This is a genomic window from Paenibacillus sp. FSL K6-0108, assembly GCF_045040695.1.
Classification (GTDB): domain Bacteria; phylum Bacillota; class Bacilli; order Paenibacillales; family Paenibacillaceae; genus Paenibacillus; species Paenibacillus pabuli_B.
In genome coordinates, this window is sequence record NZ_CP150288.1 from 7,468,357 (window position 1) to 7,494,366 (window position 26,010).

Consider the following 26,010-nt stretch of genomic DNA (forward strand, 5'->3'; position numbering starts at 1 on the left):
ATAAGAAGGATTTTAGCTTTGGTGCCCCATTTCAGGTCACAAACCCAGCGTCTCACAGCAAGACAAAAATGGCCGGGGAACCCCCCCGGCCCTAAAGAAAGAATTTTTATGAGTTCATGAATGAGTCCATGAAATTCAAAACTATTTAATCACAACGTATTCCAGGTTCACCAATTTCGCATAGGTCACGATTTGATCAGTAGTCAGGTTCAAAGAAACTACGGTATGGTGACCGCCGCCATTCTCGATCCAGGCTCTGACTCCATCTTGGAAGTTGGGCTTCACGTTCCAAAGTACACGGGCTACTGGCAACTTAGGCGCTGGGACCGTTGGCTCGAATGCAGATACTTCATTGATCAACAGTTTGTAATGCGTTCCAAAGTCTGCCATGGAAACCACAACACCTTCTCCTGCTTTGCCATCAAATACGAGACGTGCAGGATCTTCACGATCGCCAATACCCAGTGGGGACACGATGATTTTCGGTTTATTGCTGGCGAGTGTCGGGTCTACTTCAAGCATGTGGGATTGAAGGATAGCTTCTTGACCAGTCGCCATCTCGTACGTGTAATCCTCCATGAAACCCGTGTTTTCGTTATGAGCCATAACTTTGAGCAGGCGATCGAGTGCAGCCGTTTTCCAGTCACCCTCACCAGCGAAGCCGTACCCTTGAGCCATCAGGCGTTGAACCGCCAGACCCGGAAGCTGCTTCATGCCATGCAGATCTTCGAAGTTGGTGGTGAAGGCAGTGTATCCACCTTCGTCCAGGAAACGTTTGATCGCAATTTCATAACTTGCTTGTACACGTACGCTAGCTTCCCAAGCTTCTTTGCTGTTCGTGCCATAATCGAATTCGTACAGCTCTGCATACTGAGCGATCAAATCATCGATTTCTTGCTCCGTTACGGCATTCACGTATTGCACGAGGTCGCCAATACCGAAATAATCGACTGTCCATCCGAATTGGATCTGTGCTTCCACTTTATCCCCTTCGGTCACACCTACGTTGCGCATGTTGTCGCCAAAACGAGCCACCTTGATGTTGAAGCTTTCGTTATAAGCTACCGCTACGTCCATCCAATCTGCAACCTGCTGCTGCACTTCTGGACGCTCCCAGTAGCCAACAACGATTTTATTTTGTTTTCTCAGGCGGGCGTTGATGAAACCATATTCGCGGTCACCGTGAGCGGCTTGGTTCAGGTTCATGAAGTCCATGTCGATGGTCGCCCAAGGAATGCTTTCATTGAATTGTGTTGCGAGATGAAGCAGCGGTTTTTGCAGCAATTTCGTACCCCGAATCCACATTTTCGCAGGCGAGAACGTATGCATCCAGGTGATCACGCCCGCCACTTCGTCACGGTAGTTCACTTCTTTCATAATGCTCGTGATTTTATCTGCGCTTACCGCCAAATCCTGCAATACGAGCGGGTATGGCAGAACGCCGCTTGCATTGAGGGCATCCGTGATTTTCTGTGCGTTGGCTTTAACCTCACCCAGCGCTTCTTCCCCGTACAAATGCTGCGAACCTACGACAAACCAAAACTGCTTAGCTGCTGTTGCTGACATGTAATCATCCTCTTTTCAGTTTTATAGTTAAACAAATGGGTTTACACTTGCCACTCCGATTGCAGTACCGTCTTCCGATCGCTGGTTATCCCCGGATTTCTTTTATCTCTTTACAAAGGAGGAAATCCGTTGATAAAGGCGAACGCTCCGCTTCTCCAGATTGGTTCTGCACTCTCCGTTATCGTGTAAATCTTAAATCCTAATATAGATCACTCAGTAACCAGAACAATCTTCAATTCGCTGTTTTCCTGCTCATATCATTTTTGTCCGTAGTACGCGTCTTTCCCGTGTTTCCGCAGATAATGTTTATCCAAAATGCCTTGCGGCAGTTCTTTTGCAAAGTTATTCAGTTGCCGCGCATACAGATTCATTTTGCATACTTCCTCCAGCACGACGCTGTTCACCACCGCTGACTTGGCGTCTTTGCCCCACGTGAACGGTGCATGACCATGAAGCAGAACTGCCGGAACCGCCATCACATCAATCCCACGCTGCTCAAACGTTTCAATAATGACACGTCCCGTCTCCGCTTCGTAGCCCCGATCGATCTCACCCTGGTTCAAGAAACGGGCACAAGGTACGGCACCATAGAACGTATCTGCATGAGTCGTCCCCATCACGGGTACGTCCAGACCAGCTTGCGCCCAGATGGTTGCCCACGTGGAGTGTGTGTGCACGATGCCACCAATCTCCGAGTAATGCTTATATAGTACGGCATGTGTTGCGGTATCAGAGGAAGGTCTCATTTCGCCCTCCACCACATTACCGTCCAGATCAACCACAACCATGTCGCTTGGTTTCATTTTGTCATAGCTGACACCGCTCGGTTTGATGACAAACAAGCCACTTTCCCGATCCATTGCGCTGACATTACCCCATGTGAACTTCACGAGTCCGTGCTTCGGCAGCTCCAGATTCGCCTCATAAACCTCTTCTTTCAGCTGTTCTAACATGTTATTCCCTCCCGTTCTCTAACTAGTGCGTGTTCAAAAAGTCGGTTTTCAGTACCAAGAAGATGGGATGAAGCTAGAAATGGAGTAGCGGAGCGTAGATAGAGCTACGTGAGCAACAGACATTTCGGCTAAATTCCATATTCGATGTTGATGATGCCACTAGGCATCCTTCGTAATCAAAAGCGGTCTTTTTGAACAACCTCTACCAGATGATCTACCGCCGCCTGCTCAATCGCGAGACCCTTCTGATAACGTTCGACAAATGCTTCAAACCCTTTGACATCCGATGCATCCGGCGCAACTTCCTCACCCTGGACATCACTGAAGACCTTCTGTTCCAGGAATACATCCAGGCTCTCCTGCTGATTCTTGTTGATCATGTACGAGGCCAGAAGCGCCATACCCCATGCTCCGCCTTCACCCGCTGTAGACATCACTGACACCGGTACGTTCATCGCAGCGGCTACGATCCGCTGTCCGACAACAGGGGTCTTGAACAGACCACCATGAGCCAAAATGCTGTCAATCGCCACATGCTCGTTCTTCGTCAAAATGTCCATGCCGAGCTTGAGCGCACCAAAAGCCGTGAACAGATGCGTACGCATGAAGTTCGCCAGATTGAAGTTGCTTTCCGGAGAGCGGACGAACAATGGACGGCCCTTATCGATGCCCGTAATGTTCTCACCCGAGTAATAACCGTAACTCAGCAAACCGCCGCCATCCGGGTCAGCTTCCAACGCCTTATTGAACATCACGCTGAACAATTTGCCGGTATCCACTTCATATCCCATCGCCTCGGAAAATTCACGGAACAATCCAAGCCATGCGTTGATGTCGCTGGAGCAGTTGTTGGCATGCACCATGCCTACTGGACTGCCGTCCGGCGTCGTAACCATATCGATCTCGGGATACACTTTGGACAATTCTTTTTCCAATACAATCATTGCAAACACGGACGTGCCGACGGAGATGTTGCCCGTGCGTTTTCTCACGCTATTCGTTGCTACCATCCCTGTTCCGGCATCACCTTCCGGCGGACAAAGCGGAATGCCTGACTGCAAATCATTCGAAGGATCAAGCAGCTTGGCCCCTGCTTCGGTCAACTCGCCAGCGTTCTCACCTGCGAGATAGACCTTGGGAAGAAGGTCCTCGACCTTCCACGGATAACCTTTGCTTGCGATCAGTTCATCGAACTGCTTGATCATGGACGGGTGATAATTATGCGTAGACTCATCGATAGGGAAAATGCCCGAAGCATCGCCGATTCCGATGGCTTTATTGCCCGTCAGCAGCAAATGTATGTAACCAGCCAAGGTTGTAAGATGATCGATGCGAGGCACATGCGCCTCTTCGTTCAAGATCGCTTGGTACAAGTGAGCGATGCTCCAACGTTCCGGGATGTTGAACTGCAGAAGATCCGTCAGCTCCCTTGCAGCCGCCCCTGTGGTCGCATTACGCCACGTCCGGAACGGTACCAGCAGTTCTCCCTCGTTATCCAATGCGATATATCCATGCATCATGGCAGAGAATCCGATGGAGCCTACCTTCTGCAGCGTAATTCCGTATTTTTGCTCGACATCCTGCTTCATTTCACGATACGCGGTCTGAAGACCTGTGATAATATCCCCTTGGTTGTACGTCCAATAGCCGTCTTTCAGAAGGTTTTCCCATTCATAACTGCCAGACGCGATGGTCTCAAAACGTTCGTCAATCAATACCGCCTTGATCCGCGTTGATCCAAATTCGATGCCTAGTGAAGTGGCTCCCTTGGTAATCGCTTCTTTCATATCCACATGACTCATGATCACGTAGTCCCCTCTCTGATCACAGTAGGTAAAAGTTGAAAATATAATTGGCTTAAAGATGATTAAATGGAGTTCATAGTTCGGTTCATTGAAAAGAATGCGCTTTCCCTTTCTGACAGCCTTAGTATATTTTTTGTACGTACATTTGTCAATAATATATAATAGTTATACTTACATTAGTTATGCCATAAAGTCCAAGTAGGCTAAACTCCATACTAAATAGGTTATGTTGTAAGGTACACATCTCTATTTTATGACGGAAATTGTACGGTTCATTTTGCAAAACAGGCTGTTCCATAGCCATTCGATTCGAATCATGATAAAATATGTACGTACAACTATGAATATGACGATGTTTTTTATATAGATAAGTAACGATGAAAGAAGTGGACTGTGTGAAGCCAAAGTATCAGGTCATCATTGACGATATCAAAAGCAATATTCTATCCGGAACCTATAGCGTAGGCGAACAAATCCCTACCGAATCCGCACTGCAGGACAGCTACAACGTGAGCCGCCAGACGGTACGGAAGGCCATTTTGGAGCTGTCGAACGAGGGATTTTTGAGAAGTGAGAAGGGTTCCGGCACCTATGTAAGCAATCTGTATCGATCCAGAACCGGCGGGAACACGATGAAAAAAACAATTGGCGTCATCACGACGTACATCTCTGATTACATCTTCCCCTCCATCATCCGCGGCATTGAGAGCCGGTTGAATGAAGACAATTATTCGTTGCTGTTAGCCAGCACCAATAACGACGTTGAACAAGAGAAAAAGGCGCTCGAGATGATGCTGTCCTACGGTGTGGATGGCCTGATCGTTGAACCGACCAAGAGTAATCTTTACAATCCCAACATTGCGTACTACCTTTCCTTTAAGGAGCAGGATGTACCGTTTACGATGATTAATGCCTTTTATGAAGAGCTTGAGGTGCCTTTCTTTTGTCTCGATGACGTACAGTCCAGCTATCTCGCTACTCGCGAACTAATCGCTAAAGGACATAGCCAGATCGGCATTATCGCAAAAATGGATGATTTACAAGGGAAGTATCGGATGAAGGGATATATTAAAGCGCTGGGCGAAGCCAAGTTGCGATTTCATCCCGAGCAGGTGCTTTCGTTCGATACGGCATCGAAGCCGGACCTCTCCACCAATCTGGAAGTGTTCCTGGATGAAAACAGAGATGCACTGACATCTCTTGTCTGTTACAACGATGAAGTGGGGCTGGAAGTCGTACACGCATGTAGAAAGCTGGGGATTTCCATTCCCGACGAGCTATCCATTATCGGCCAGGACAATTCATACATCGCCAAGAATGCCAACATCAAACTCACGACGTTAACTCATCCCCAAGAGCAAATGGGCCGTGACGCAGCAGATTGGGTCATCAAGAAACTGCAAGGCAAAAAGGATCTGCCCACCAACACCTATTACCAGCCCGTGCTGGTTGAGGGTGAGACAGTCAAAAAAATTGAATTGGAATAGGCTGAGATATGAAAAGGCTGCCGTAATGGCAGCCTTGATATTTTGCTTATGCTTTTTAACTCCTAAAGGGAACCCGGCACACCGTTAAGCGTGACTTTCCCAATGGAGAATTATTTGGTGATACCATTCCAGAACGTCAGCTCATCAATCGGCAGTCGAGTCGTCGGATGGCCCGGCTGCGAGGCTTTGCCGATGGAAATGAGAATGGTTGGAACATAACGATCGGGAATATCGAACGCTTCAATGAATTTATTTTTATCGTACCCAGCCATTGGAACGGTATCATAACCACGCGCCTTGGCGGCAAGCATGAACTGCATCGATAACAGACCACAGTCAAACATGACGCCGTCCTTGATATATTGAGGATCCATGCTTTCCAGCATTCCCTTCATGTTGGTTACCAACGAATCCTTAATTTCCTTAGTCATATAACCTGCTTCTACAGAAGCATCATAAACGGAATCAACCTGTTTGATGTATTCCAAATCCCCCAACACTGCGATAACGGCCGAAGCATCTACCACCTGCTGCTGATTGTTCGCAATGGGAAGTAATTGTTCTTTTAGAGCCTGGTCATTAAAGACAATGAATTTCCATGGCTGCATATTCGCGCCAGATGGAGCAAGGGCTGCTTCAGTCAGAATATCCTTCAATTCCTGCTCTGAAATGCTGAATGCAGGATCGTAATGCCGTACAGAACGTCTTTCCTTTACCACTTCCATAAAGCTTTGCTCTTGTTTTACGCTCTCCATCCCGTTTTGCCTCCCATAATTTATACTATGTTATATTGTGCACAGTTAAAGGTAAAAAAACACCACTTAACTGTGCTAATATAAGCACAGTATATATGTGGATAGGTTTGTTGTCAATTCTCCATGATCGGAGTCATCCTGTTGGCCATGTCGGCTATAGTGTACTTTCGCAGAATTTCCAACACGCTATGATTGATTTCTTCCGTTATATCGTTGAACATATCATGCATCTGCAAACCAAAGGAGTGATCGCCTGTAGACTCCAGCATTCCCTCGCACAGCGATGCCTCAGTCTGAAGCGACAGATATATATCGGCCAGTGTCACCGATTCCGGCGGCTGCTTCATGCGATAACCTCCGTCGCGTCCTTCACGAACCTCCAGAATATTCTCTTGAGCAAGTTTGGCCAATATTCGGCGTATCAAGGTAGCTTCTGAGCATAAATGGTCAGCGATATTGGTGCTTGGATAGCGGTTAGGACTATCTGACATGAACACAAGGGCCTGCAATGCCAGGCCGAATGCCTTGCTATTGGAAGGACAAGTATGTTTGGCCTTTTTCATCGTACCGGGCTCCCTTCTTCGTTGCGTCCTGTGTGAATTATAGCAAACCCCCCACTCCCGTTCAACACGGCATGAAGTTTGCAGCCAATAGCTTATACTGCTATAAACCAGTAGGGTACACGCCAAAGAACCCCGGTTACTATAACCGAGGTTTACTTGCCATAGGGGAATTCGCATTATTCCGGTTTATTTCTCATCTTCTTTTTCCAAACTCACAATGACACCTTTCTTCTCCAGATTTTCCACAACCTGCTGAGCCTGTTCATTCAATGGATTGCCAGCCAACGATACCTCTATTAAATGGGGGATGGTCTCAAGTACTGCAATATCCTGAATGAGGTTGTCCTCCACATAAAGATACTCCAATGTCGGATGGTTCTTTAATGGTGTCAAATCCTGAATTTTATTATTATTCATAATAATCCATTCTACATTCAACTTTTGAAGAGGGCCTAGGTCTGCCACCTGATTGCCGCTGGCAAGCAAACTGGTCAACTTATGTAAATTTTTCAATGGTGTTAGATTTTTAATTTGATTACCACTAATCAAGAGACTTTCTAGATTACTTAACCCAGAGAGTGGGGATAGATCTGAGATCTGATTCCCTTCAAGAACTAAGAACTCTAGTTTTTTTAACTTGCTGAGCGATGTAATATTTTTTATTTTTTGTCCGGGCATAATTAGATCCACCAGGTTAACGGCATGTTCAAGTCCTTGCAAATTGGAAATCTTGTTTTTGGTATCCTCGGCATATAACGATTTTAATTTCTTCAGATCGCTCGTCTTTACTTCTTTTTTAGATGATATCTTCAATGTTGTCCGAATAACTTTTGCCAGGGCCACATCTTTAATAACAGGTGCAGCCGACATCGTTGTTGCCGGTAATAATATGAGAACCAAACAAAATACAATCATATTTTTTACGAATTGAGTAGGCATTTCAGTCTCCTTTAAGCATCTTAGATTATGTGTCATATGTTTATATGAAATTCCCAGAAAAGTACATCTTTTACGATGGTACTTCCTTTCTACAACTTTGTCCATGAGATCCTGTCGTTCTATCATCAGTAGCACAGGTGACAAGCAATATAGAGATTTTTGTTCAAAAAAACTTCAAAACATCACATAATAACCACTTAACAAACCACCTAAACTGGTATATTATACAATTGTAGCAAAATTTTATATATTCGAGAGGAGATTTTGGACTTGAAAAAGACGCTTTCTATGGTTGTCGTCATGAATCTATTTCTCAGTTTTGCCTTCGGCTTTCAAGCGTTTGCAGACGATGACATGGTCGAATCGGGAGTTCACCCTGATGCCCATGTCGCAGAACAGGTACTGCAGCCAAGTGGGGAAATGATATCGGAACTCTCCAAGGATACTTCTGAGTTGGATTCATCCAAACTAAAGAAGCACCGGGTAAAGCCATCTGTAAATTTGGATTCAGCTACCACTTCTTCAGAATTACAAAAGGGACTCATCTCGGCTCCACAATCGGTTATCGCTACAGCCACAGCAGAGACTAATACATACACGGGTTACATCCAACAAGAAGGTACATCCAGCTTTTTATACCCTATATATGTACAACCTGGGAGCATACTGCAAGTACAAATGGATAATCCTGCATCAGCTCAACTGGATTACGATCTCTATCTCTACGAATTTGACATGTCTACTGGCAATTTGAACCCCACTCCAATTGATTATTCAATTTATGGAACGTATCTGAATAACTATGGGAATGGATCAAGAACCTTGTCTGAACATGTGGGTACGAAAAATAGCACAGCCAGTTCCAAAGCCTACTTAATTGAAGCCTACGGCGCAGTTGGAGGCAGTATCAATGAACCCTTCACTCTAACCGTCTCTACCAGCTCAACCTATGATGCGTACGAGACGGATGAGAATGCGCTTCATGCCTATCCGTTCACAGTAGCAACAGGTGGATCTACTCTTTCAAGCCGCTCCATTAATTCGGAGGTCGATCAGGATTGGTATAAGATCACCGTTCCCGAGAGCAGAAATTACGACGCCATGCATATCGATCTGGATCAAGCCTCTGTAGGCAATGGCTATAAGGCGGAATTGTATGGTGCATTGAGCAATAATAGAATGGCATTAATGCCCTCCACCAACGGTAATGTATCCCTAGGCACAGGCACATATTATTTGCGGGTGTTTACAACAAACAACTATTCCGATAACAACTACTCATTACACCTCCAGCCAGTATTAAGAGCGGATAAAGTCGTGATCACAGGTTATAATTCCAATGGCGGTCCGAATGACTACCCGACCTATGCCTATGGACGCTACTATCGGATAACCGGAACCAGTTTTACGGTGACTGGTGTTGCCGCCACTTCAGATAACTATGCGGTGGCCAATGCGGAGGTAGAAGTCATTTGGGAGAATGATTATTGGTCCGAAGGCAGCAATAACAGATATCGGAGTGCAAAGGTTATGACAGACAGCAGTGGCCAATTCACTGCTACGTTATCCCTGCCTCCTTCAACCGGGAGCATAAGTCAATACTTGCCGGGAGCTATAAGCTTCACTCACTACTATGATATTTGTGGTGTACTGGCGAAGGTAACGAGTCGTCCGAGTGCAAATGATACGGATATTGTGTATCACTTTGCCTACAGTATTTACGGTGGCTGAATGAATCCAAACAGGGCAATGGGCGTTTATGAATAAACGACCCGTTGCCTTTTTTTTGTCCAATCATATTAAAAATATGGAATAATATTCCGATAGTATGAAGAGAAGTGAATTACTGGAATACATCAAACGAATAGGGGGGTTAATTATGAAAGTTCAAAGTACGACTCAGTTTGACCTCAATGCCTACATTCAATCGAAACAACGCACGGATAAGCCATCTTTGGTCACAGGCACGATACCCGAACTGTCACATAACAACGACACAGTGGAGATCAGTCCAGCTTCCAGGCAGTTAGCAGCATCCGATATTGTTAATCATGCCGCTACATATTTTGGAACCGTTCAAATTAACGATTCATTGAATCGCCTGCTCACAGATCAACCCTCGGAAGTGAGGGAAGCTGTCTATGGCATCATTCAATCCAATCTCATCACTAATGTAACCGGGGAAGAAGACAGATCAGCATTGCTGGAATTAGGTCTCACTCAAGCAAAGTATATCGCGGATAACTATATGAAAGGGGATCAAGCGACGGAATTCATGAATACGATTCGTCAAATCGCCGCCATCTCCACAACCAAAACGGTAGATCCTGAGACGAAAGAAATCCATTACGAGACTCCTCCTCAGAGACCTGTTGGGGCTCCAGATGATTATATCGATCTAAATTATATGATGAAGAAATTTGAACCGAAAACGCTGGACAAGCTCCAGGATGCAATTGTGAACGGAAAAGACTGGAACAGCATCCTGCAGAGTTTCGCCAAAAATGTATCGACTAATCAGGACTGGTTGAAGGAATACAAAGAGGACGTAGCCAAATCGAAAGGGAATATCGCTGTGGAGAACAGATTCGAAAAAGCCTCTACTTCCAGCTTGTCTGAGTTTTTCCAAGATATTAAAAACGTGATTGCCCATGCTGGGTTAGAAAATAGCGATTTTCTGACAGACAATATAGAAGCATTTATGCGAACCTTGGCAATGACGAAATCCATTCAATAAAGGACATGTTTACCAAAATGATTGATCAGCATGTCACTGAGAATCAAGATAAGAATGCTGTATATGCCCAGAATTGATTCTCAGTGACGGTCATATATTAATTCAGGGATATTATGTCAATTATTTCAAGGTCACCGAGTATCCGATCCGGTTGTAGCTTAACCTTAAAAGGGCAAGCTAGCTCGTTGTCACGACTGACGCTAACTTGCCCTTTGTATATCCTTCACTTCCCATCCGTAGCCAAGAATCGAATCGTAGCGGTTGTTCCTACACCTTTCATACTCTCATAATGAATTTCCCCGTCATATTTCTCTACAATATTAAAACAGACCATTAATCCTAGACCGGTTCCATTACTTTTTAATGAATAGAACGGTGTACCGAGCGACTTCACCTCATCTTCCGACATTCCGCTCCCTTCATCCATGATTTTGATCTCGATACAATGTTGATTTCTCTTGGCAATCACAGTGACGGGCTTACCCATATTTGATGCTTCCAAAGCGTTTTTAATTAAATTCATCAGCAGCTGCTTAAATTCGATTGGATTAATAAAAATGAAGCAATTCTCCTCTGCCTCGATATTCAGCTGATTATCAGATAACATCGCATAGGAACGGAGCAAACCTGTGACACTCTGAAGAGTATCCTTCACATTGACTTTTTCCGGCTTCTGATCCTGATTAGGCTTGGAAAGGGTTAGAAACTGTGAGGTAATCTGTTCAACGGTATTTAACTCGTCCATCATTAATTTGAACTTGTTTTTAATTGAATCATCAAATGCAGGATCTTCTCTGTATAACTGCAAAAAACCTCGAACAACGGTGACTGGGTTTCTAATCTCATGTGCAACCGCTGCTGTCAAATGGGCTATCATCTTTAAACGCTCCGATTGTTGTAATTGCTCATGATAGAGCTGCTGCTTTTTCATACGATTAAAGGATAAATGGAAAATAAGAAATAATAATACCTGACTCGCTATAATATTAATGAGGTTCCCTAGGATGTCATGATGTAAATACGAATATATATTACCTTGATCAATCAGGATGATGTAGCCAAAGGTAGCTGAAATTAAAAATCCATTCAGAATGATGGAGAAATAAAACAGTTTTAAATCAAAAAACAGAATGGCAAGTGAAGGAATCAGACAAATCAGAATGTATGTAGTCCAGGTCTCCGGGTATAAGAAAAACAGGGTATAGAAATAAGCAAAACCAAATAGGATAATGATCTTTCTGAACACATAGTTCTCATGCTTTGGATAGATCAACAGACAAACGGATAGAAAAGCCACACACGAAAAATGAATAACATATCCCAATGTGATCCCGTTTAATTCTGTCGTCGATATTATTAATCCAGATACCATAAGAGTGATGATTGTTAACATGGAAATATAATATGTCTGTCGGTTCACCTTGCTGTACAGTTCTTTCATCCACTCACCACTTTAAATTAATGTCGACACCTTCGGTATGTATATAGCATTGTATCTCATTTAACTAGCGGCAGAATATCAAAATTTGAAATAATTAATTCCCGGCAACATAAACCCGCCATAGGTCTACTCGCATACAGCCCAACAAGCTAATTACATACAAATATATATTATTTACCTCATTGACTTAAACCATGGTTTAAGTCGTATGCTATTCCTGTCGACAGAGTTAGCACCCATTTGGAGGTCTCCAACATGAAGTATTTTTCTATTAGCGAAGCTTCAGCCCAATTGAATATTCCAGACTCAACATTACGTTATTATGAAAAAAAAGGGCTTCTGCCTTTAATCGAACGGGATGATGCTGGGAGGCGGTTATTTTCAGAAAACCAGATGGCACTATTGGAAACCCTTGTTTGTTTAAAAAACACGCATATGCCCATTAGTCAAATTAAGCAATATATAGATTGGATCGTAGAAGGCAATCGTACGCTCGAGGCCAGGCTTGAAATGATGCAAAAACACAAGCAGGCTGTACTGGATGAGATTTTGATCATGCAGGAATCCCTAAAGGGAATTGAATTCAAAATCACACGTTACACCCATCAGATACAGGAAAGTAACCAAGACGAGGACTAGAAGGAGAGATCATATAATGAAACTTTCAGGAAATACAGTACTCATTACAGGCGGAGGTTCTGGGATCGGATTAGCATTTGCAGAGCGCTTCTTAAGCGCCGGAAATACAGTCATTGTTACTGGGCGACGTGCGGATGTACTTCAACATGCGAAAGAAACACACCCTGGCCTTATTACGTATGTGAATGATCTGAATATGGAATCCGAGCGTGCAGCACTGTTTGATTGGGTAACCACGAACTATCCGGAAGTGAATGTGTTAGTCAACAATGCCGGTATCCAACAACGTTTTAATATGCTGACAACGGATGCGAAGAACGATTGGAGTTATTTCAATAAAGAAATTACTACGAATATTGAAGCTCCATTTCATCTATCCATGCTATTCGCTCCTTATTTTGCAACCAAAGAAGAGGCGACGATAATTAACGTCACTTCCGGGTTGGCCTTCACGCCGTTTGCCATTGCTCCGATCTATTCAGCAACCAAGGCGGCCCTTCACTCCTTTACAATCAGTCTGAGACACCAGCTTTCGGATACATCTGTAGAGGTCATTGAAGTTGCTCCTCCGGCAGTAAGTACCGACCTTGGTGGAGCAGGACTGCATACGCATGGAGAACCATTGGATGATTTTGCAGATGGAATTTTCGAAGGATTACAAGAGGGTCATCAAGAAATTGGGTACGGCACTTCTGTTGCTCGCTTACGGATGTCCCGAGATGAAGTCGACAAATACGCAGAAAGCATGTATAACGCAACGAAAGATCTCATTGAATAAATCGCATACGAGCCACGTGCTCCTATTGAACAGCGCTGTATAGTAACATAAAGGCCACTCCAAATATAAACTGTACCCTATGTAAAGGACATTTCTAAAAAAAGACCTACATGGCTTGAAGAAGGTGATCTCTGTACTCTACAGGGGTCATCCTTTTTAATCTATGCTTTAATTTCTCGTTTAACCTCATCTAACGTCGTGCAATGCATCAGTGAAACTCCATCCTTAACTGCTGGTTTAGTTTGGCGTTTTCTTGGGAGTTGCTGAAGTGCTGCGGAAAACAGATGATAGCTAGCAGCACGCCTAAATACAAAGCCAGAACGATGGCGTACGCACGGAATAAAACCGTGTTTGTACGGAGCTTGGCAAATATCCCGGCAATCAATTAGGAAGAAAAAGGGAAGTAACAGCCAGTATTGTGAGACGCAAAAAGGAGGGGGCTGTCAGCCCCCTCCTAATCGTTAATACTAGTCGATCAATTTTGTAACTTTCAACAGTCTTTCAACCATAACAGCTGTTTCCGCACGCGTCATCGCCGCTTTCGGGTTCAACTGCTGTCCTCCGGTCCCTTGCAGGATGCCAGCCTTAATCAACTGGGCTACCGACTCCCGGGCATATCCGGAGATTTGGTCTGTATCGCTGTAAGAAGCCAGAATCTGACTGATTTCCACTTCGCTCAGCGCCTTTTGCGACTGAATGAGATGAAGGGAACGGGCGATCATGGCGATGCCTTGCTCTCTTGTAATCCGTTCGCTACCGTGGAAACCACCATCTGCAAATCCTTTGATAATGTCATATTGGCTGGTAATCGCTACAGCATCATGGTACCAACTCGACGGTGCTACGTCGCTATACGGCGTGTTGGTTACACCTTGGCGCATTAAGCCAAGTCCGCTTGCCACAATCGTGGCAAATTCCGAACGGTCGATACTGCGATTCGGGGAGAAGGTATTGTTGCCTGTACCTTCAAGCTGCAGTCTGGCTGCAATATTATTGACACTCGCTTGTGCCCAGTGGCTCTTCACATCATCAAAGTTTTGCGGATTCCAGATGACTGAGTAGCTGCCCTGGCTGCGCAGGTCGTTGATCAGTGCAAAGTAACGGTTGTTGATTTTCGTTACAACTGTCGGCACATGGAACACGGTACCGTCCGGATTAACAATGACGCCAGTCGTAATTTTGTTCGGATCAATGCCTTCAGGCAATGCGATATAGCGAGGCGCGTAGCCCGTCAGTTGATCCGGTTTAACAGATTGGCCTTTGTACGTGAAGTTGATCGATAGATCGACCGGGTTAACCAGCAGATCGTAGCCGCCTTTGGTCGCCTGATCCTTTGCTGCATCTTTCAATGCGTCAGACGATCTCTTGATATCCATATCGACTGCAATTTCGCCAAGCGACGCGCCGTTCCATTGTTTGGTGATCGAACCCAGATCCAGTTGTTTACTTGGAACCGGATAAATAGCAAGCAGGTTCTCGATGTTCAGCGTGGAGCCGGTATCGGACAACTGCTTCAGTGTTGCTGCGGTCAGACCCACAACCTTGACTTCACCGTCGCCAGGCACACGCACATTCAATTGCTGTCCGTTGCCTTTGGAGAGATAATCCGATAGTTTATCTTGATCAATCTCAACGGTCGTAACGTTGTTTGCCGTTCTGCCCGTAGCAAAGCTGCCCTCTTCATTGTTCACAGTTGTTTTCACGCCTGAAGCCGGAGCAGGTGCTGGTGTTGTTGGTGAAGACGTTGTTGGTACAGGTGTTGGTGTCTGACTTCCGGGCGTGCCGGAGTCATCACGAGGGGCACGCGTAACCGTTATGATGTACGTTTGCGTCGTGCCGTCCTGCGCCGTCACAACCACCTTGATCTTGTTGATGCCTACGCTAAGCGGAAGCGATTCGGAAGCGACGCCACTCGTCAACGTAATCGGACCTTTTACCAATGTGCCTTCGCTATCGTACACGCTCGCCGTCACTGTAGCATAATTAGAATCATATACTGTAGCCGTTACTGTCGTGTCACTCACACCGTTCGACACGCTTGTTGCATAGTTTGTCGTGTCTGTCGAAAACGCCGGGCTTAACGTGCCGCTCGACAGCGTCAAACCGTCCAAATCTGCGTACTTAGTCGCTGTACGAATGGATGTTCCTGTGCTGATAGCAGACGCTGGCTTCGTCGCTGTCGCTTTCACACGGGTTACAATTGTATAGTCCGTATCCGGCGTCAATCCGCTGAACGTCGGGCTATCCTGCCAAGTCACGCCGCCGTCTATGCTGTATTCCTGACCCGTGATGGCTTGCAACGTAATGCTTGTTGCTGTTTTGCTAACTTCTACCGGTGCTGCCGGAGCCACAACTTCGTTCGCTTGTATATCTTTGGTGGCAGTGATGTTGGTAATGACACCGGAATTATACTCGACAATAACTCCCGGATCTTTCCATGCGCTGCTGCCACCGTGTGTATTATTTACGGCTAAGTAACCTACTTTATTATTACTCGTGTCTAGCAGAAGTGTAAGATGGTCGTAATCTCCATTAGACACATAATTAGTCGTTGACTCAAGACCTGTTTGCCAACCCGTTGATACATACCTTGTCACGGTACCAATAGAAGTGTCCCAATTAGGTGTGTAAGTTTTAGTGGCGCCTATAAAGGATAAAAAGTTCCAGTTTCCCGAAAAGGGGTTTTTAAACTCTTTAAACATACTGGCAATCGCAAACATTTCTCCAGGATTAGCTGGTGCTGGCTCTACAAGATGTCCGTTATTGTTCGTTGCAATCGTCACAGCATCTTTAAAAGTCATGGTGCTCAATCTTTGCACATAGGCAAAATGGCGTCCATTGTAGGTACGAACCGATGTTTTCCCATCGGCCAATGGTACCCCTGGGGTTACATTTACTGTGACCCTTTGGGTTTGCCCCGGAACTTGTGTAAATGTCATATTTTGAATAACATCTTGAATGTCTTCATACGTATTACTACTTGAAAAATTGAATACTCTACTTGTAGGTGTAGATTGGTCAGTAACAATGCCACTGATTGTTATGCCATTAGTCAACTCGGTAATACCACTCGGAGGAGTTACAACAGCAATAGAACCATTATTTACCTCTACGGTAAAGTATCCACCCGCTGCATTCACGACACCCGTGCTTCCAAACGTAGCATTTGATAGCTGATAGGTTGTTTCGGTTACACTAATAGGATCACCAAGATCAAGAGTTGGTGTTGCCGCAGCTTTTACTTCTGACGGATAAAAAGGCAGCATCGTCAATACCATAACGATTGCCAATAGAGCAGATAGCATTCTTCGATTTTTTAATTTCATATATTGTTTACCTGCTAACGAAAGCATATAGAAATTCTATATTTGCAGATTTCTTCTGTATAGCAGGTTCTCCTCTCTTCTTGGGAAATTTGTCTATTACATCTACTCAAGCGCCTCTGCACTCGCTGGAGTACAACGATCGTTCTTATTTTATTCCGCTTTCGTACTCGTCCCCCATATCTCGATACAATTCACTTTCTTTCGACAAATGTGATCATAACAAAAGGAACTTTACAAAATCTCTACAATCTACGCCTTATTTGCCTCTTTCAGCTTCTTCGATATCTTCAACAGTCGTTTTCGTGAGATCTGCATTTGCAAAATCTGCCGTGTCAGGAAGCACTAGGTCGAACTCAGACAGCTGTTGGATTTCAACTTTTGCGCTGTCAAACTTCACGTCGAGGATATGACCGCCTTTCGTCTTATCATCCGAAAGAAAATGCATATGGAACCCCGGAACTTGAATGGTTGAAGCATAATTCGGAGTATAGAAACCGATAATGGTACCTTCCACATTCTTCTCCTCGAAGACGGTTTGATGCGGGGTAACCTCCGTCAGAGGTGGATAAGGACGCGTCTGCTTCGGGACGGACCTATTTTTAATAGAGTCGAATTTACCATGTATTTTGATCGCATAGAAGTAATTCTTGTTGTCGAATTTTGTCTTGAGCTTTTCGGAGAAATCTTGAAAGTCTTTTACGTTGGATAGAGTCACTGTCTTTTCTGAATCAAATTTAGTGGTGACTGCAAAAGGAGTTTTCACATTCCCCTTCAACTCTTTCACTTGACCTTTGCTGTTAACTTGATAGAACTTGTTGTCCAATTGAATCAATTCGCCGTCGAGACCATTAAGCGTTCCCAGCCCCATATCTCCATGCGTATTGAGTTCTTTCAAGGTCATTTCGCCGTCATACTGGCCCTGCATAACCGCATTGATCGTGGAGTATTGGAACAACTTGCCCTGATCGCGGCCGTTGTTCTCTGCAGCCGCATAGGCAACAGTGGAAAACACCAACAATGCTGTGAGGAGATAAACGGATAGTGCAGTGAGCTTCTTCTTCATAAACTACCTCCAAAAGACAAAATTTATAGTAGATTGAAAGATTCCCGAGAGAATTCTTCATTAACTATCCAAGTTTAAATTGCATGATGCCGTTTTCCGCTTTATACAGTCCATTAGAAATGCTTTATCGAGGTACTCCCCAAAAGGGCACACTACCTTTATCGGAAATTTTCTCCTTAATTTTAGAGGAATGGTTTGGCGCATGATGATTTAGGGTGATTTCTTGCAAAACTTTGTTCTCGGATTGACTCCCCATATATATCGATTGACTTTTGTAAAATCTATTTCCGTAGCCACTTTTCAAAATCACTTTGGATATGTAGTCTCAATTATCTTGTTCAAGAAATGTAAGTCCACAATGTTATTGCGTTCTCTGTAATGGTAACTCCCTATGAGAAATATATGGAGAAAAAAGGTTATTTCTTCTTCGCCGGGATCCAAATCTCCTCAATTGTATGTTCTGCCGTTCCATAATACATTTCAAAGTTAAGACCTTCAATCTGCTCGGTTACCGTCGTTTTATTCTTCGAGAGGGGCATCGTAAGGACAAGGATATAACCCACAGCGTTTTGGAGGCAAAAAAAATCGCGTCCTCCAAGGGGAGAACGCGATATGAAGCAGATTGATTTCGTGTTTCAACCATCGTCATTAACGCTTTCGGGCGATCACTGCTAACCGACCATTTTCGGTCGAGTACTCGCACGTGGACAATACAATAAGCTTGTCGCCATGTTGGGCTGTTACGCCCGTGTCATACAGCGCGAGTTTTTTGATGTTCTGAACATAAGAATCGAATTCGGCGGGCGTACTTACATTCTCAATCTGGTAGTATTTAAAAACGTCGTCCGATTTGCGATAAACTTCTGACAGAATAACGGCAACAATCTCATACTCTTCCTTCTCGTAAAGCGTGCTGAACTGGAACGTAGCATGCTCTTTATAAAAGCTTTCGCTCTTGTACTTCATTAAATCTTTAAACATCCAGCCGCTCTTCATGTGGTGTCCATGAATCAGCAAAATGTCCGAACCGCTGGCCCGACTATGCTCGTCCAAAAAGGGGAGGCCGCCTTTGTTTTCCTTTTTATCGAAATCATGATTGAGATAGTACTCCGCATCCTGTGGATTTTGCATGACCGGGTACTCAATTCGGGTGCCGTCAATCTTCAGCCAGCCGGCGATGTCCGAGTTCCTCTCGTAAAGCTCTCGAAATTCGGGAAGCATGACCGGCTCATTCGCCTTATTGAACAAAAGGGAGGGGAATGCATCCCCTCCGCCTTTGTCTGACCCTTCCTCCCAAACCTTTGTCAGTTCTTCGATTTTCTGTTTCTCGGCATAATCCCCCAGAAAGGTTCTTGCCATATTAACGAGGGAAAATACCAACACAAGGGAGGAAACGGCGATAAGAAATTTTTTAGTTTTGCTCATTTTCTTACCGCCTTTCCGGTCACTGGATGTGCTTTTTCCTCTTGTTGCCGAGTAGACAGAACCCAATCGTTACCAAGGACATCAGCGCCAAAACCATATAGAGGATTGGCGATACGCTGTTGTCTCCGGTTTGCGGAGCATCGTCCAGCTCGTTATTTCCATTGCCCGCACCCTTATCGGCTAAGTCGCTGACATTACCAACTCCGTTGTCATTGTTATCCGTCACGTTGTCGATGTTGTTAGTCCCATTGTTGACGTTGCCAGGCTCGGAATTGCCCGGTTGGTCAGGAACAGGGCTGACAGGGCCTGGATTCACCGGCTCTGGTGCAGGGCTAACAGGGCCTGGGTTCACCGGCTCTGGAGTAGGGTTAACAGGACCTGGATTCACCGGCTCCGGTGCAGGGTTGACAGGGCCTGGATTCACCGGCTCCGGTGCAGGGCTGACAGGGCCTGGGTTCACCGGACCTGGTCCAGGGTTAACAGGGCCCGGATTCACCGGACCTGGTCCAGGGTTGACAGGGCCCGGATCCACCGGACCTGGTCCAGGGTTAACAGGGCCCGGTACACCGCCGGTGTTTATCGGCTTCATTGGCACGTCTTTTCTGACAATGTCAAAATCGACAGAAATCGTGTCACTCTTGTACGTCTCGTATCCATCTTTCGTTACGATCAGATAGTAATCCGCTTCAGGAAACACCATATACGCATAGAAGCCATTTGCGTCGCTATTCTGCTCCGGACTCTTGTTGTCGTGCGGCGCAAAATTCGGAACCGGAGGAAGCGTTACTTTCGTATTCGGAGTGCGGCCTTTATCTCTATTTCGCTGCGTATCCGCATAATACAGGGTAACTGTGGCTCCTTCAATTTTCTTGCCAGTGGTGGCATTTCCTGTCGTTTCATCATATACCGTACCGTAAGGGTCGACCAATGCCTCGGAAATATTCAACTCTCCGTCAGCTTTCACGTTCAGCTTCGTCACGTTGAAGAGCAGTTCCTCACCAGTCTCAGTTTGATAGCGAACTTCCATGGTGTACTGCTGCTCGCTTAGCCCTTCGTCTTCTATGGAGAAGGTGCCATTCGAAGCCATCGGAAATGCCTTGGGATTGTCGTTCCCCCCGATATAATTGCCGTCCTTGTCTCTCAAATAGATATACATCTGGCTGGTAAATGATTCGTTGAACAGCTCTTTTGTTCCATTCAACTGCTTAAACAGAACGATCCCTACCGCCGTAATGTCTGCCGGAACGGTCTCGTCCGTCACGCTGCCATCCACAGTTGCTTTTTGCGTGAACTCGACAGGGACATCCTTCCCGCCTACATGATACAACTTCGTATACGTTATCGTATAGTCGGTATCCGCTGCTGCTGGGACAAAATATTCACCCTTCTCATTCGTCCGAATCGTTTGCTGTTCGTTAGTCTTCTTGTTCGTCACGATGATGTCCGCATTCGGAATGACTTCGCCGGTGTTGTTGTCACGCAGCACGCCTTCCAGATACGGTCGGGTATTGACAAAGTGTGCTTCGGCCGCTTTCTTCTCCGGAATGGTGCCTGTGTGAATGAAACTTTCAGGATCGGTCACATAGCCGTCTTCCGAATAATCGTTCTGGGTCACCTTGTACTCGAGATACGTCGGAAGTCCTTGTACAACGAGCGTCTGGTCATCTGTAAGTTCGAAGGTTTCTCCGCTCTTAATCATGCCCTTGGTGCCGTCCGACTTCTCATAGGCGTAGGATTCTTCCGATCCCTCGCCTGTGAAGGTGACCTTGTACTTGAACAGCTTTGTCTTGTCGTCGTCTTTACCTTTAACCGTGTTGCTAATGAGCAGGCCGCCCTTCAAGACTCGTATGTTCGTGAACGGGGCATCTTCATCAGTGCCTTCCATGACTCCGGTATGGTACCGTTCCTGAGGATTAGTCATGTATTCATCGGTTGTGTAGTCTTTCTGGGTAACTGTGTATTTCAGATCCTTAGGCAGACCCAAAATATCCAGTGTCTCTCCATCCTTGAGTGTGAAGGATTCGCCGGACTTGATCGTACCTTTGCTACCATCCGACTTTTCGTAAGCGTAGCTTCCATCCTTGCCTGCATCCTCAAAGAGGACGGTGTACTCGAACGCCTTCGTCTTGTCGCCACCATTGCCCATGACTGTATTGCTGACGGTCAGCTTGCCGACGGTCCGTTTATTAATAAAGTCCGCCTTGCGATCGGCGCCCGCCATGACTCCCTCTTCAGACAGTGTAGGAGTGCTCGCGTAGCCATCGTTCTTGTAATCGTTCTGGGTGATATCATACTTCAAATTGTCGGGAAGATCCTTAATTTTAAAGGTCTCACCATGCTTGAGCTCGAAAGAGGCGCCGGATGTGACCGTGCCCGTCGTGCCGTCTGAATGCTCGTAATTGTAAGTTTGACCCTTTCCTGCACCGTCAAAGGTCACCGTGTACTTGAATGGCTTGTTCGGTTCTGCGCCATCCCCGTTTACGGTATTGCTGACGGTCAGATTGTAAACGTATCGCTTGTTGACAAAATCTGCTTTGTGGTCGCCTTTATCCACGATTTCGCCTGACAGCTCTCTCGTCTCCGGCATGGTCGTATAACCGTCAACGGTCGTATAATCGGCCTCCGTTACGGTATAAACCAGACCCGCGGGCAATGTCGGGAGCGTCACAGATTGCCCGTGCTTGAGGATAATCTTGTCTCCGCTCTTAATCGCGCCAAACGTATTATCCGGCTTCTTAAAGGTGTACTCTCCATCCTTGCCTTCACCAGTGAAAGTCACAGTGTACTCAAACTTTTTGTCCGGATCGCTGCCGTTTCCTTCCACCTTATTGGTAATGGTCAGTTTTCCTTGGGCCGGCGTAGGCACGACCAGCGGATTGTCAGAGGTTACTTTCACGCCGTCTACCCAGATGGGCTTCCCGGGCGTATTCCCTACATATACTTGATAAACTCTTGTAGTAGGCAGCCAAGTATTTGTGTCAATATACGTTTCCTTCAGCTCATAATAGCCTGGATCTGGGAATAGCAGATTAAGTTTTCCTCCGCTATCGGTTGTTCCTTTGGCGATTTGAGTTCCGCTATCCTTCTTATAGAGCGTAAACTCTACGCCTTTTAGCGGATTGCCATTGGGATCTACCTTTTTCAGAGGCAGCAGGGCATTGGAGCTTGAACTGCCGGCTACGTCTGAATTGTCCAGCGTGCTTTCGCTTCTGGCACTGACAGACTTCAAATTGTCATCGCCCTTCAGCTTTACCTCGTTGCCCAGTTTGTCTCCGGCTTTCGCTTTAGACGGATCAACCTCTGTTTGGTACACAAACTGGTAAAACTTGTTAGGGTCGTTCATTTTGAATTTTAGAACGGTGGTGCCTCCTGCGCCTGGTGCAGCTTCTACCTGAACTTCAGCATTCGGATCGCTAAGATCCAGTGCCGCACCCTCTCGTTCCATAGCTCCGCTGGCAGTCAGTTTAGCAGGATAGATTGCCATACTAGGCGCTGTCAGCACAAGCTTTCCGTTTTCTTCATAACGTAGATTCATGCCTGCACCTAGGGTATCCTGCAGGTAAACGCCCTGCTTCATGTTAAACGGCGGGGTATAGTTCACCGTCCATTCCAGCACTCCTGGAACTGGCTTCGTTACCGACTTGCCCAGGGTCTGAATAGGTACAATAATCTTGCGTTGTTCGGAGAGGATCTTCTCCACTCCGCCCCATGTCATATGAAGGTCGGCTTTGTTATACAGCACCTGCTTGTCTGTGCCGTTGGTCGTGTATTCCTCCAAATATTTCCCCAGAGCTTCATTGGAAGGTCTCGCCTTGACCAAAATGACATAAGGACTTTCCAATTTTGAGAAGGTGAACGTTCCCACGTTTCCACTATGGGAGAAGCTTACCACATGGGCATCAGTGCCTGGGTCAATCATTGTTTTGGCGTCGTTTCTAACACCATATTCGGTACCTCCTCCGTTGTCTGAAAAGCCTTTCCAAAGCTCAAAATCTTTGCTCTCAGAAAACGGAACGAATTCCCAACCTTCTGGCAGCGTGTCTACCAGCTTGATATTGCTGACTACCCGGCTGCCACCGTCCTTAGCCATCTCTTCTGTGTTGTATCCTGGCATATTCACCCCTAAGCGGAATGTAACAGTCTTGGTTGTCCTGTCATAGCCAGAAATCGTCCACGCTTCATTGTTGTCGTTTCTAATGTAGCTACTTACGTTATTTGGATTAACATTTTCAAATGTACCATCTGCTTTCAATGGCTTCGAAGCAAAGAGCATATCCTTGTTCAGCATACGCACATGAAGGTTTATCCAATTATCCGCCGCTTTTACGGCTTCTCCGTCAAAGAGCAACGCCCGATTCCAGCGTGATTTCTCTGTGTTGACATCCTGTCTGAAGAGGACATCCGGGTTGGTCTCAAGTGCACGGAATCTGAAGGATGCAGCTTGGTCGGTGTATCCCGTCACCTTGATCAAATCTGCCACGACTTCTCCGTTCACCGTCAAAGGAATAGCCTTCATAGTCAAGCTGCTCGCATTCGTTACGCCCTTCAAGGTTCCTGGATCATACTGCTTCCAAAGCTGAGCAGTATTAACATTTGTCTTGATTTTCGCAATGGTTTCTGCACTAACCTCGCCCGTTTCATCCACAGCGTTGTTCAAAACATTCAAATCCCCGCCATGCACCAGCACGTCGTATACCACCGCATTTGGCAGGGCATACTGTGGCGTCAGATTGACAGTCCATGTGATAGCGCCGAGGTTGAAATCCTCCGTTGAAACAGATCCGCTTTTTGTAAAAGTATGCGCACCGATCGTCATGATTGCCTCGTCGGTCACTGCGGCAGGTCTTAAACCAGTTGCCACATCATTGTTCTGAATACCGCCCGATGTGTCCAAATTCCAGTTGGCACGCGGGTCGATTCTGAAGTTGGAGCCGCTTGTTACCTTACTCTTAATCACCAGTTCCACTTTACCGTTAATATCCCCAAAGGAATAAACGCTGTTCGCATCCGGTGTAATTGGTTTTACCTCAGATGCTACGCCATCCTCCCATGTCTGCCATTCAGCTGATAATAAATCAAGCCCAGCAGGTAACACATTGGTGATGGTAAAGTTCTTTAACCCTTTTTTGTTATACGGGTTAACAGTGACTTTCCATGTGATTGTTTCATTAGGATTGTCATACGAGGCGCTGGCTTGAATCCAGTCGGGAGCAAAAGAGATTTCCTGACCCGCCAATTTCAGGGATTTACTGTCCTCTCTCAGTTCCACTGTGCCCTGCATATCCCGATAGCTGCGACCAAGATTGCCTGGTGGATTCCGGTACTCGTAATAATAGGCTTCCTTTGGAATCCATGTTTTGTATTCAACCTTTGGTTCTACACCTGTTCCCTGTGGGAAAGTGTAGGACAGCGATCCGTCTGCCCCAATGTCTGGAGTTACATTCTGACCATTTACTTTGAATGAATCCTCCTTATAAATACCGCGGGCATTTCCAAAGGAGCCGGTATTATAAGTTGATGGATTCGTGTAAAATGTCTTCCCGTCTAGCGGCAATTTGATGGTTTTATCAAACTGATCGAATGAAGACACGGTTGACTCCCAAGCAATCGCTCCCTCAACAAATTGTGCGGGTTGAATTCCGCGATAACCATACTGATCCCACCTGATCATTCCTGGCGAAGCCAACGTGATACTATAATCCGGCGTAACATCCGGGTTCTTTAGCTCATACGCTCCCCCGAAAATCGAGATAGGCTTTGTATCGCCGTATTCTATGCCATTCAAATCTGAATTGGCAGTGGTATCAAAGCCGAAGGTAACTGCTACCCCAATACCATTGAAAAACGAATCATCGCCATTAAATACAATCTTGATGCTGTCCGGGGCGAAATAGGCGGTGCCCAGCTGTTTCAAACCATAGTCAGTTGTTGCCATCAAGGTTTTGGTAGCTGTCGGCAGCACCACTTCCTTGAAGTAGTCTTCTCTTTTCAGCTCAATCCAGTCACCCTTTTGAATGTATTTTCCGGGATCTGCATTAGTCGGATTCGGGTCGTCACCATTCACTGGTACCTTGAGACCTTCCGATTTGAGAGTAAATGCCTGCCGGCCCTGAATCGTACCGCCTGGGGCAATGTCAGTTCCCTGTGTCACCTTCAGCGGAAAGGTTGAATTAGCTTCCATGAACACCGCCGTTTTGTCCGTCGGGACTGCTGCCATCACTACGAAATTGTTCGGCGCATCGTACACCGCCTCAGGTACCGACGACGGTTCGTCCGCACTCGGCGAGTCGGCTTCACTTGCTGCCGTCACGTAATCGTCCGGCACGCTCTCCGCATATGCAGGAACAGAGAACATCACCGTCTGCAAGACAAGCAAAACTGCTAGGCAGAAAGATAGCACAGCTTTAACCACACTGCGTTTTCGTTTCAATACAAAATCTCCTCCTTTTCCGAAATTTTTGGCGATAGCAAGATCATCTACCCAATATAACAATCAAGCGAATAGACATATGCTATTTGCTTGATCCCAGCGG

Annotated in this window: 17 protein-coding genes; 5 read left to right on the top strand and 12 right to left on the bottom strand. The window is 45.8% G+C overall.

Annotation, left to right across the window (positions count from 1 at the left end; all coding sequences use genetic code 11):
• Positions 1–141 precede the first annotated feature (141 nt).
• The 3 genes from araA to MHB49_RS33730 all read right to left on the bottom strand — a co-directional run bounded on the left by araA (position 142) and on the right by MHB49_RS33730 (position 4,321).
• Complete coding sequence (gene araA, locus MHB49_RS33720) at positions 142–1,566, bottom strand: L-arabinose isomerase (protein ID WP_405154542.1); 1,425 nt, start codon at positions 1,564–1,566, stop codon at positions 142–144.
• Positions 1,567–1,823: 257 nt separating this feature from the next.
• The gene (locus MHB49_RS33725) at positions 1,824–2,519 is read right to left on the bottom strand and encodes an L-ribulose-5-phosphate 4-epimerase (RefSeq protein ID WP_405154543.1); all 696 of its coding nucleotides are present in this window, start codon (positions 2,517–2,519) and stop codon (positions 1,824–1,826) included.
• Between the two features lie 176 nt (positions 2,520–2,695).
• Positions 2,696–4,321 carry a xylulokinase gene (locus MHB49_RS33730; protein WP_405154544.1) on the bottom strand — a complete coding sequence of 542 codons (1,626 nt, stop codon included), beginning with the start codon at positions 4,319–4,321 and terminating at the stop codon, positions 2,696–2,698.
• A gap of 398 nt (positions 4,322–4,719) precedes the next feature.
• Between MHB49_RS33730 and MHB49_RS33735 the strand changes: the two genes are divergently transcribed.
• On the top strand, positions 4,720–5,811 hold the full coding sequence (locus tag MHB49_RS33735; RefSeq protein WP_405157302.1) for a GntR family transcriptional regulator: 1,092 nt from the start codon (positions 4,720–4,722) through the stop codon (positions 5,809–5,811).
• A 110-nt stretch (positions 5,812–5,921) separates the two neighbouring features.
• On the opposite strand, the gene MHB49_RS33740 is transcribed toward MHB49_RS33735, so the two are convergent.
• The 3 genes from MHB49_RS33740 to MHB49_RS33750 all read right to left on the bottom strand — a co-directional run bounded on the left by MHB49_RS33740 (position 5,922) and on the right by MHB49_RS33750 (position 8,068).
• Positions 5,922–6,566: a nitroreductase family protein gene (locus MHB49_RS33740; protein WP_405154545.1), complete on the bottom strand. Its 645-nt coding sequence runs from the start codon at positions 6,564–6,566 to the stop codon at positions 5,922–5,924.
• Between the two features lie 113 nt (positions 6,567–6,679).
• A complete protein-coding gene (locus MHB49_RS33745) occupies positions 6,680–7,129 on the bottom strand; it encodes an RrF2 family transcriptional regulator (RefSeq protein ID WP_405154546.1) in 450 nt (149 codons plus the stop codon).
• A 186-nt stretch (positions 7,130–7,315) separates the two neighbouring features.
• Positions 7,316–8,068, bottom strand: a complete 753-nt coding sequence (locus MHB49_RS33750) for a leucine-rich repeat domain-containing protein (protein ID WP_405154547.1) — start codon at positions 8,066–8,068, stop codon at positions 7,316–7,318.
• A 261-nt stretch (positions 8,069–8,329) separates the two neighbouring features.
• Between MHB49_RS33750 and MHB49_RS33755 the strand changes: the two genes are divergently transcribed.
• Entirely contained in the window at positions 8,330–9,799 is a 1,470-nt protein-coding gene (locus tag MHB49_RS33755; protein WP_405157303.1) for a hypothetical protein, read from the top strand.
• A 148-nt stretch (positions 9,800–9,947) separates the two neighbouring features.
• Positions 9,948–10,805, top strand: a complete 858-nt coding sequence (locus MHB49_RS33760; RefSeq protein ID WP_405154548.1) for a hypothetical protein — start codon at positions 9,948–9,950, stop codon at positions 10,803–10,805.
• A gap of 223 nt (positions 10,806–11,028) precedes the next feature.
• Here the strand turns inward: MHB49_RS33760 and MHB49_RS33765 are convergent, their stop codons facing one another.
• Positions 11,029–12,246 (bottom strand): ATP-binding protein, encoded by a 1,218-nt coding sequence (locus tag MHB49_RS33765; RefSeq protein ID WP_405154549.1) that lies wholly within the window; start codon positions 12,244–12,246, stop codon positions 11,029–11,031.
• A gap of 255 nt (positions 12,247–12,501) precedes the next feature.
• Between MHB49_RS33765 and MHB49_RS33770 the strand changes: the two genes are divergently transcribed.
• Positions 12,502–12,885 carry a MerR family transcriptional regulator gene (locus MHB49_RS33770; protein ID WP_405154550.1) on the top strand — a complete coding sequence of 128 codons (384 nt, stop codon included), beginning with the start codon at positions 12,502–12,504 and terminating at the stop codon, positions 12,883–12,885.
• A gap of 16 nt (positions 12,886–12,901) precedes the next feature.
• Positions 12,902–13,663, top strand: coding sequence for an SDR family oxidoreductase (locus MHB49_RS33775; RefSeq protein ID WP_405154551.1), 762 nt, complete (start codon positions 12,902–12,904; stop codon positions 13,661–13,663).
• Between the two features lie 467 nt (positions 13,664–14,130).
• Here the strand turns inward: MHB49_RS33775 and MHB49_RS33780 are convergent, their stop codons facing one another.
• The 5 genes from MHB49_RS33780 to MHB49_RS33800 all read right to left on the bottom strand — a co-directional run bounded on the left by MHB49_RS33780 (position 14,131) and on the right by MHB49_RS33800 (position 25,907).
• Entirely contained in the window at positions 14,131–16,989 is a 2,859-nt protein-coding gene (locus MHB49_RS33780) for an S-layer homology domain-containing protein (RefSeq protein WP_405154552.1), read from the bottom strand.
• Between the two features lie 256 nt (positions 16,990–17,245).
• A complete protein-coding gene (budA, locus tag MHB49_RS33785) occupies positions 17,246–18,052 on the bottom strand; it encodes an acetolactate decarboxylase (protein ID WP_405154553.1) in 807 nt (268 codons plus the stop codon).
• Between the two features lie 416 nt (positions 18,053–18,468).
• Positions 18,469–18,591, bottom strand: coding sequence for a hypothetical protein (locus MHB49_RS33790; RefSeq protein WP_405154554.1), 123 nt, complete (start codon positions 18,589–18,591; stop codon positions 18,469–18,471).
• A gap of 109 nt (positions 18,592–18,700) precedes the next feature.
• Positions 18,701–19,477 carry a class B sortase gene (locus tag MHB49_RS33795; RefSeq protein ID WP_405154555.1) on the bottom strand — a complete coding sequence of 259 codons (777 nt, stop codon included), beginning with the start codon at positions 19,475–19,477 and terminating at the stop codon, positions 18,701–18,703.
• A gap of 19 nt (positions 19,478–19,496) precedes the next feature.
• Positions 19,497–25,907, bottom strand: a complete 6,411-nt coding sequence (locus MHB49_RS33800; RefSeq protein ID WP_405154556.1) for a carboxypeptidase regulatory-like domain-containing protein — start codon at positions 25,905–25,907, stop codon at positions 19,497–19,499.
• Positions 25,908–26,010: the final 103 nt, after the last annotated feature.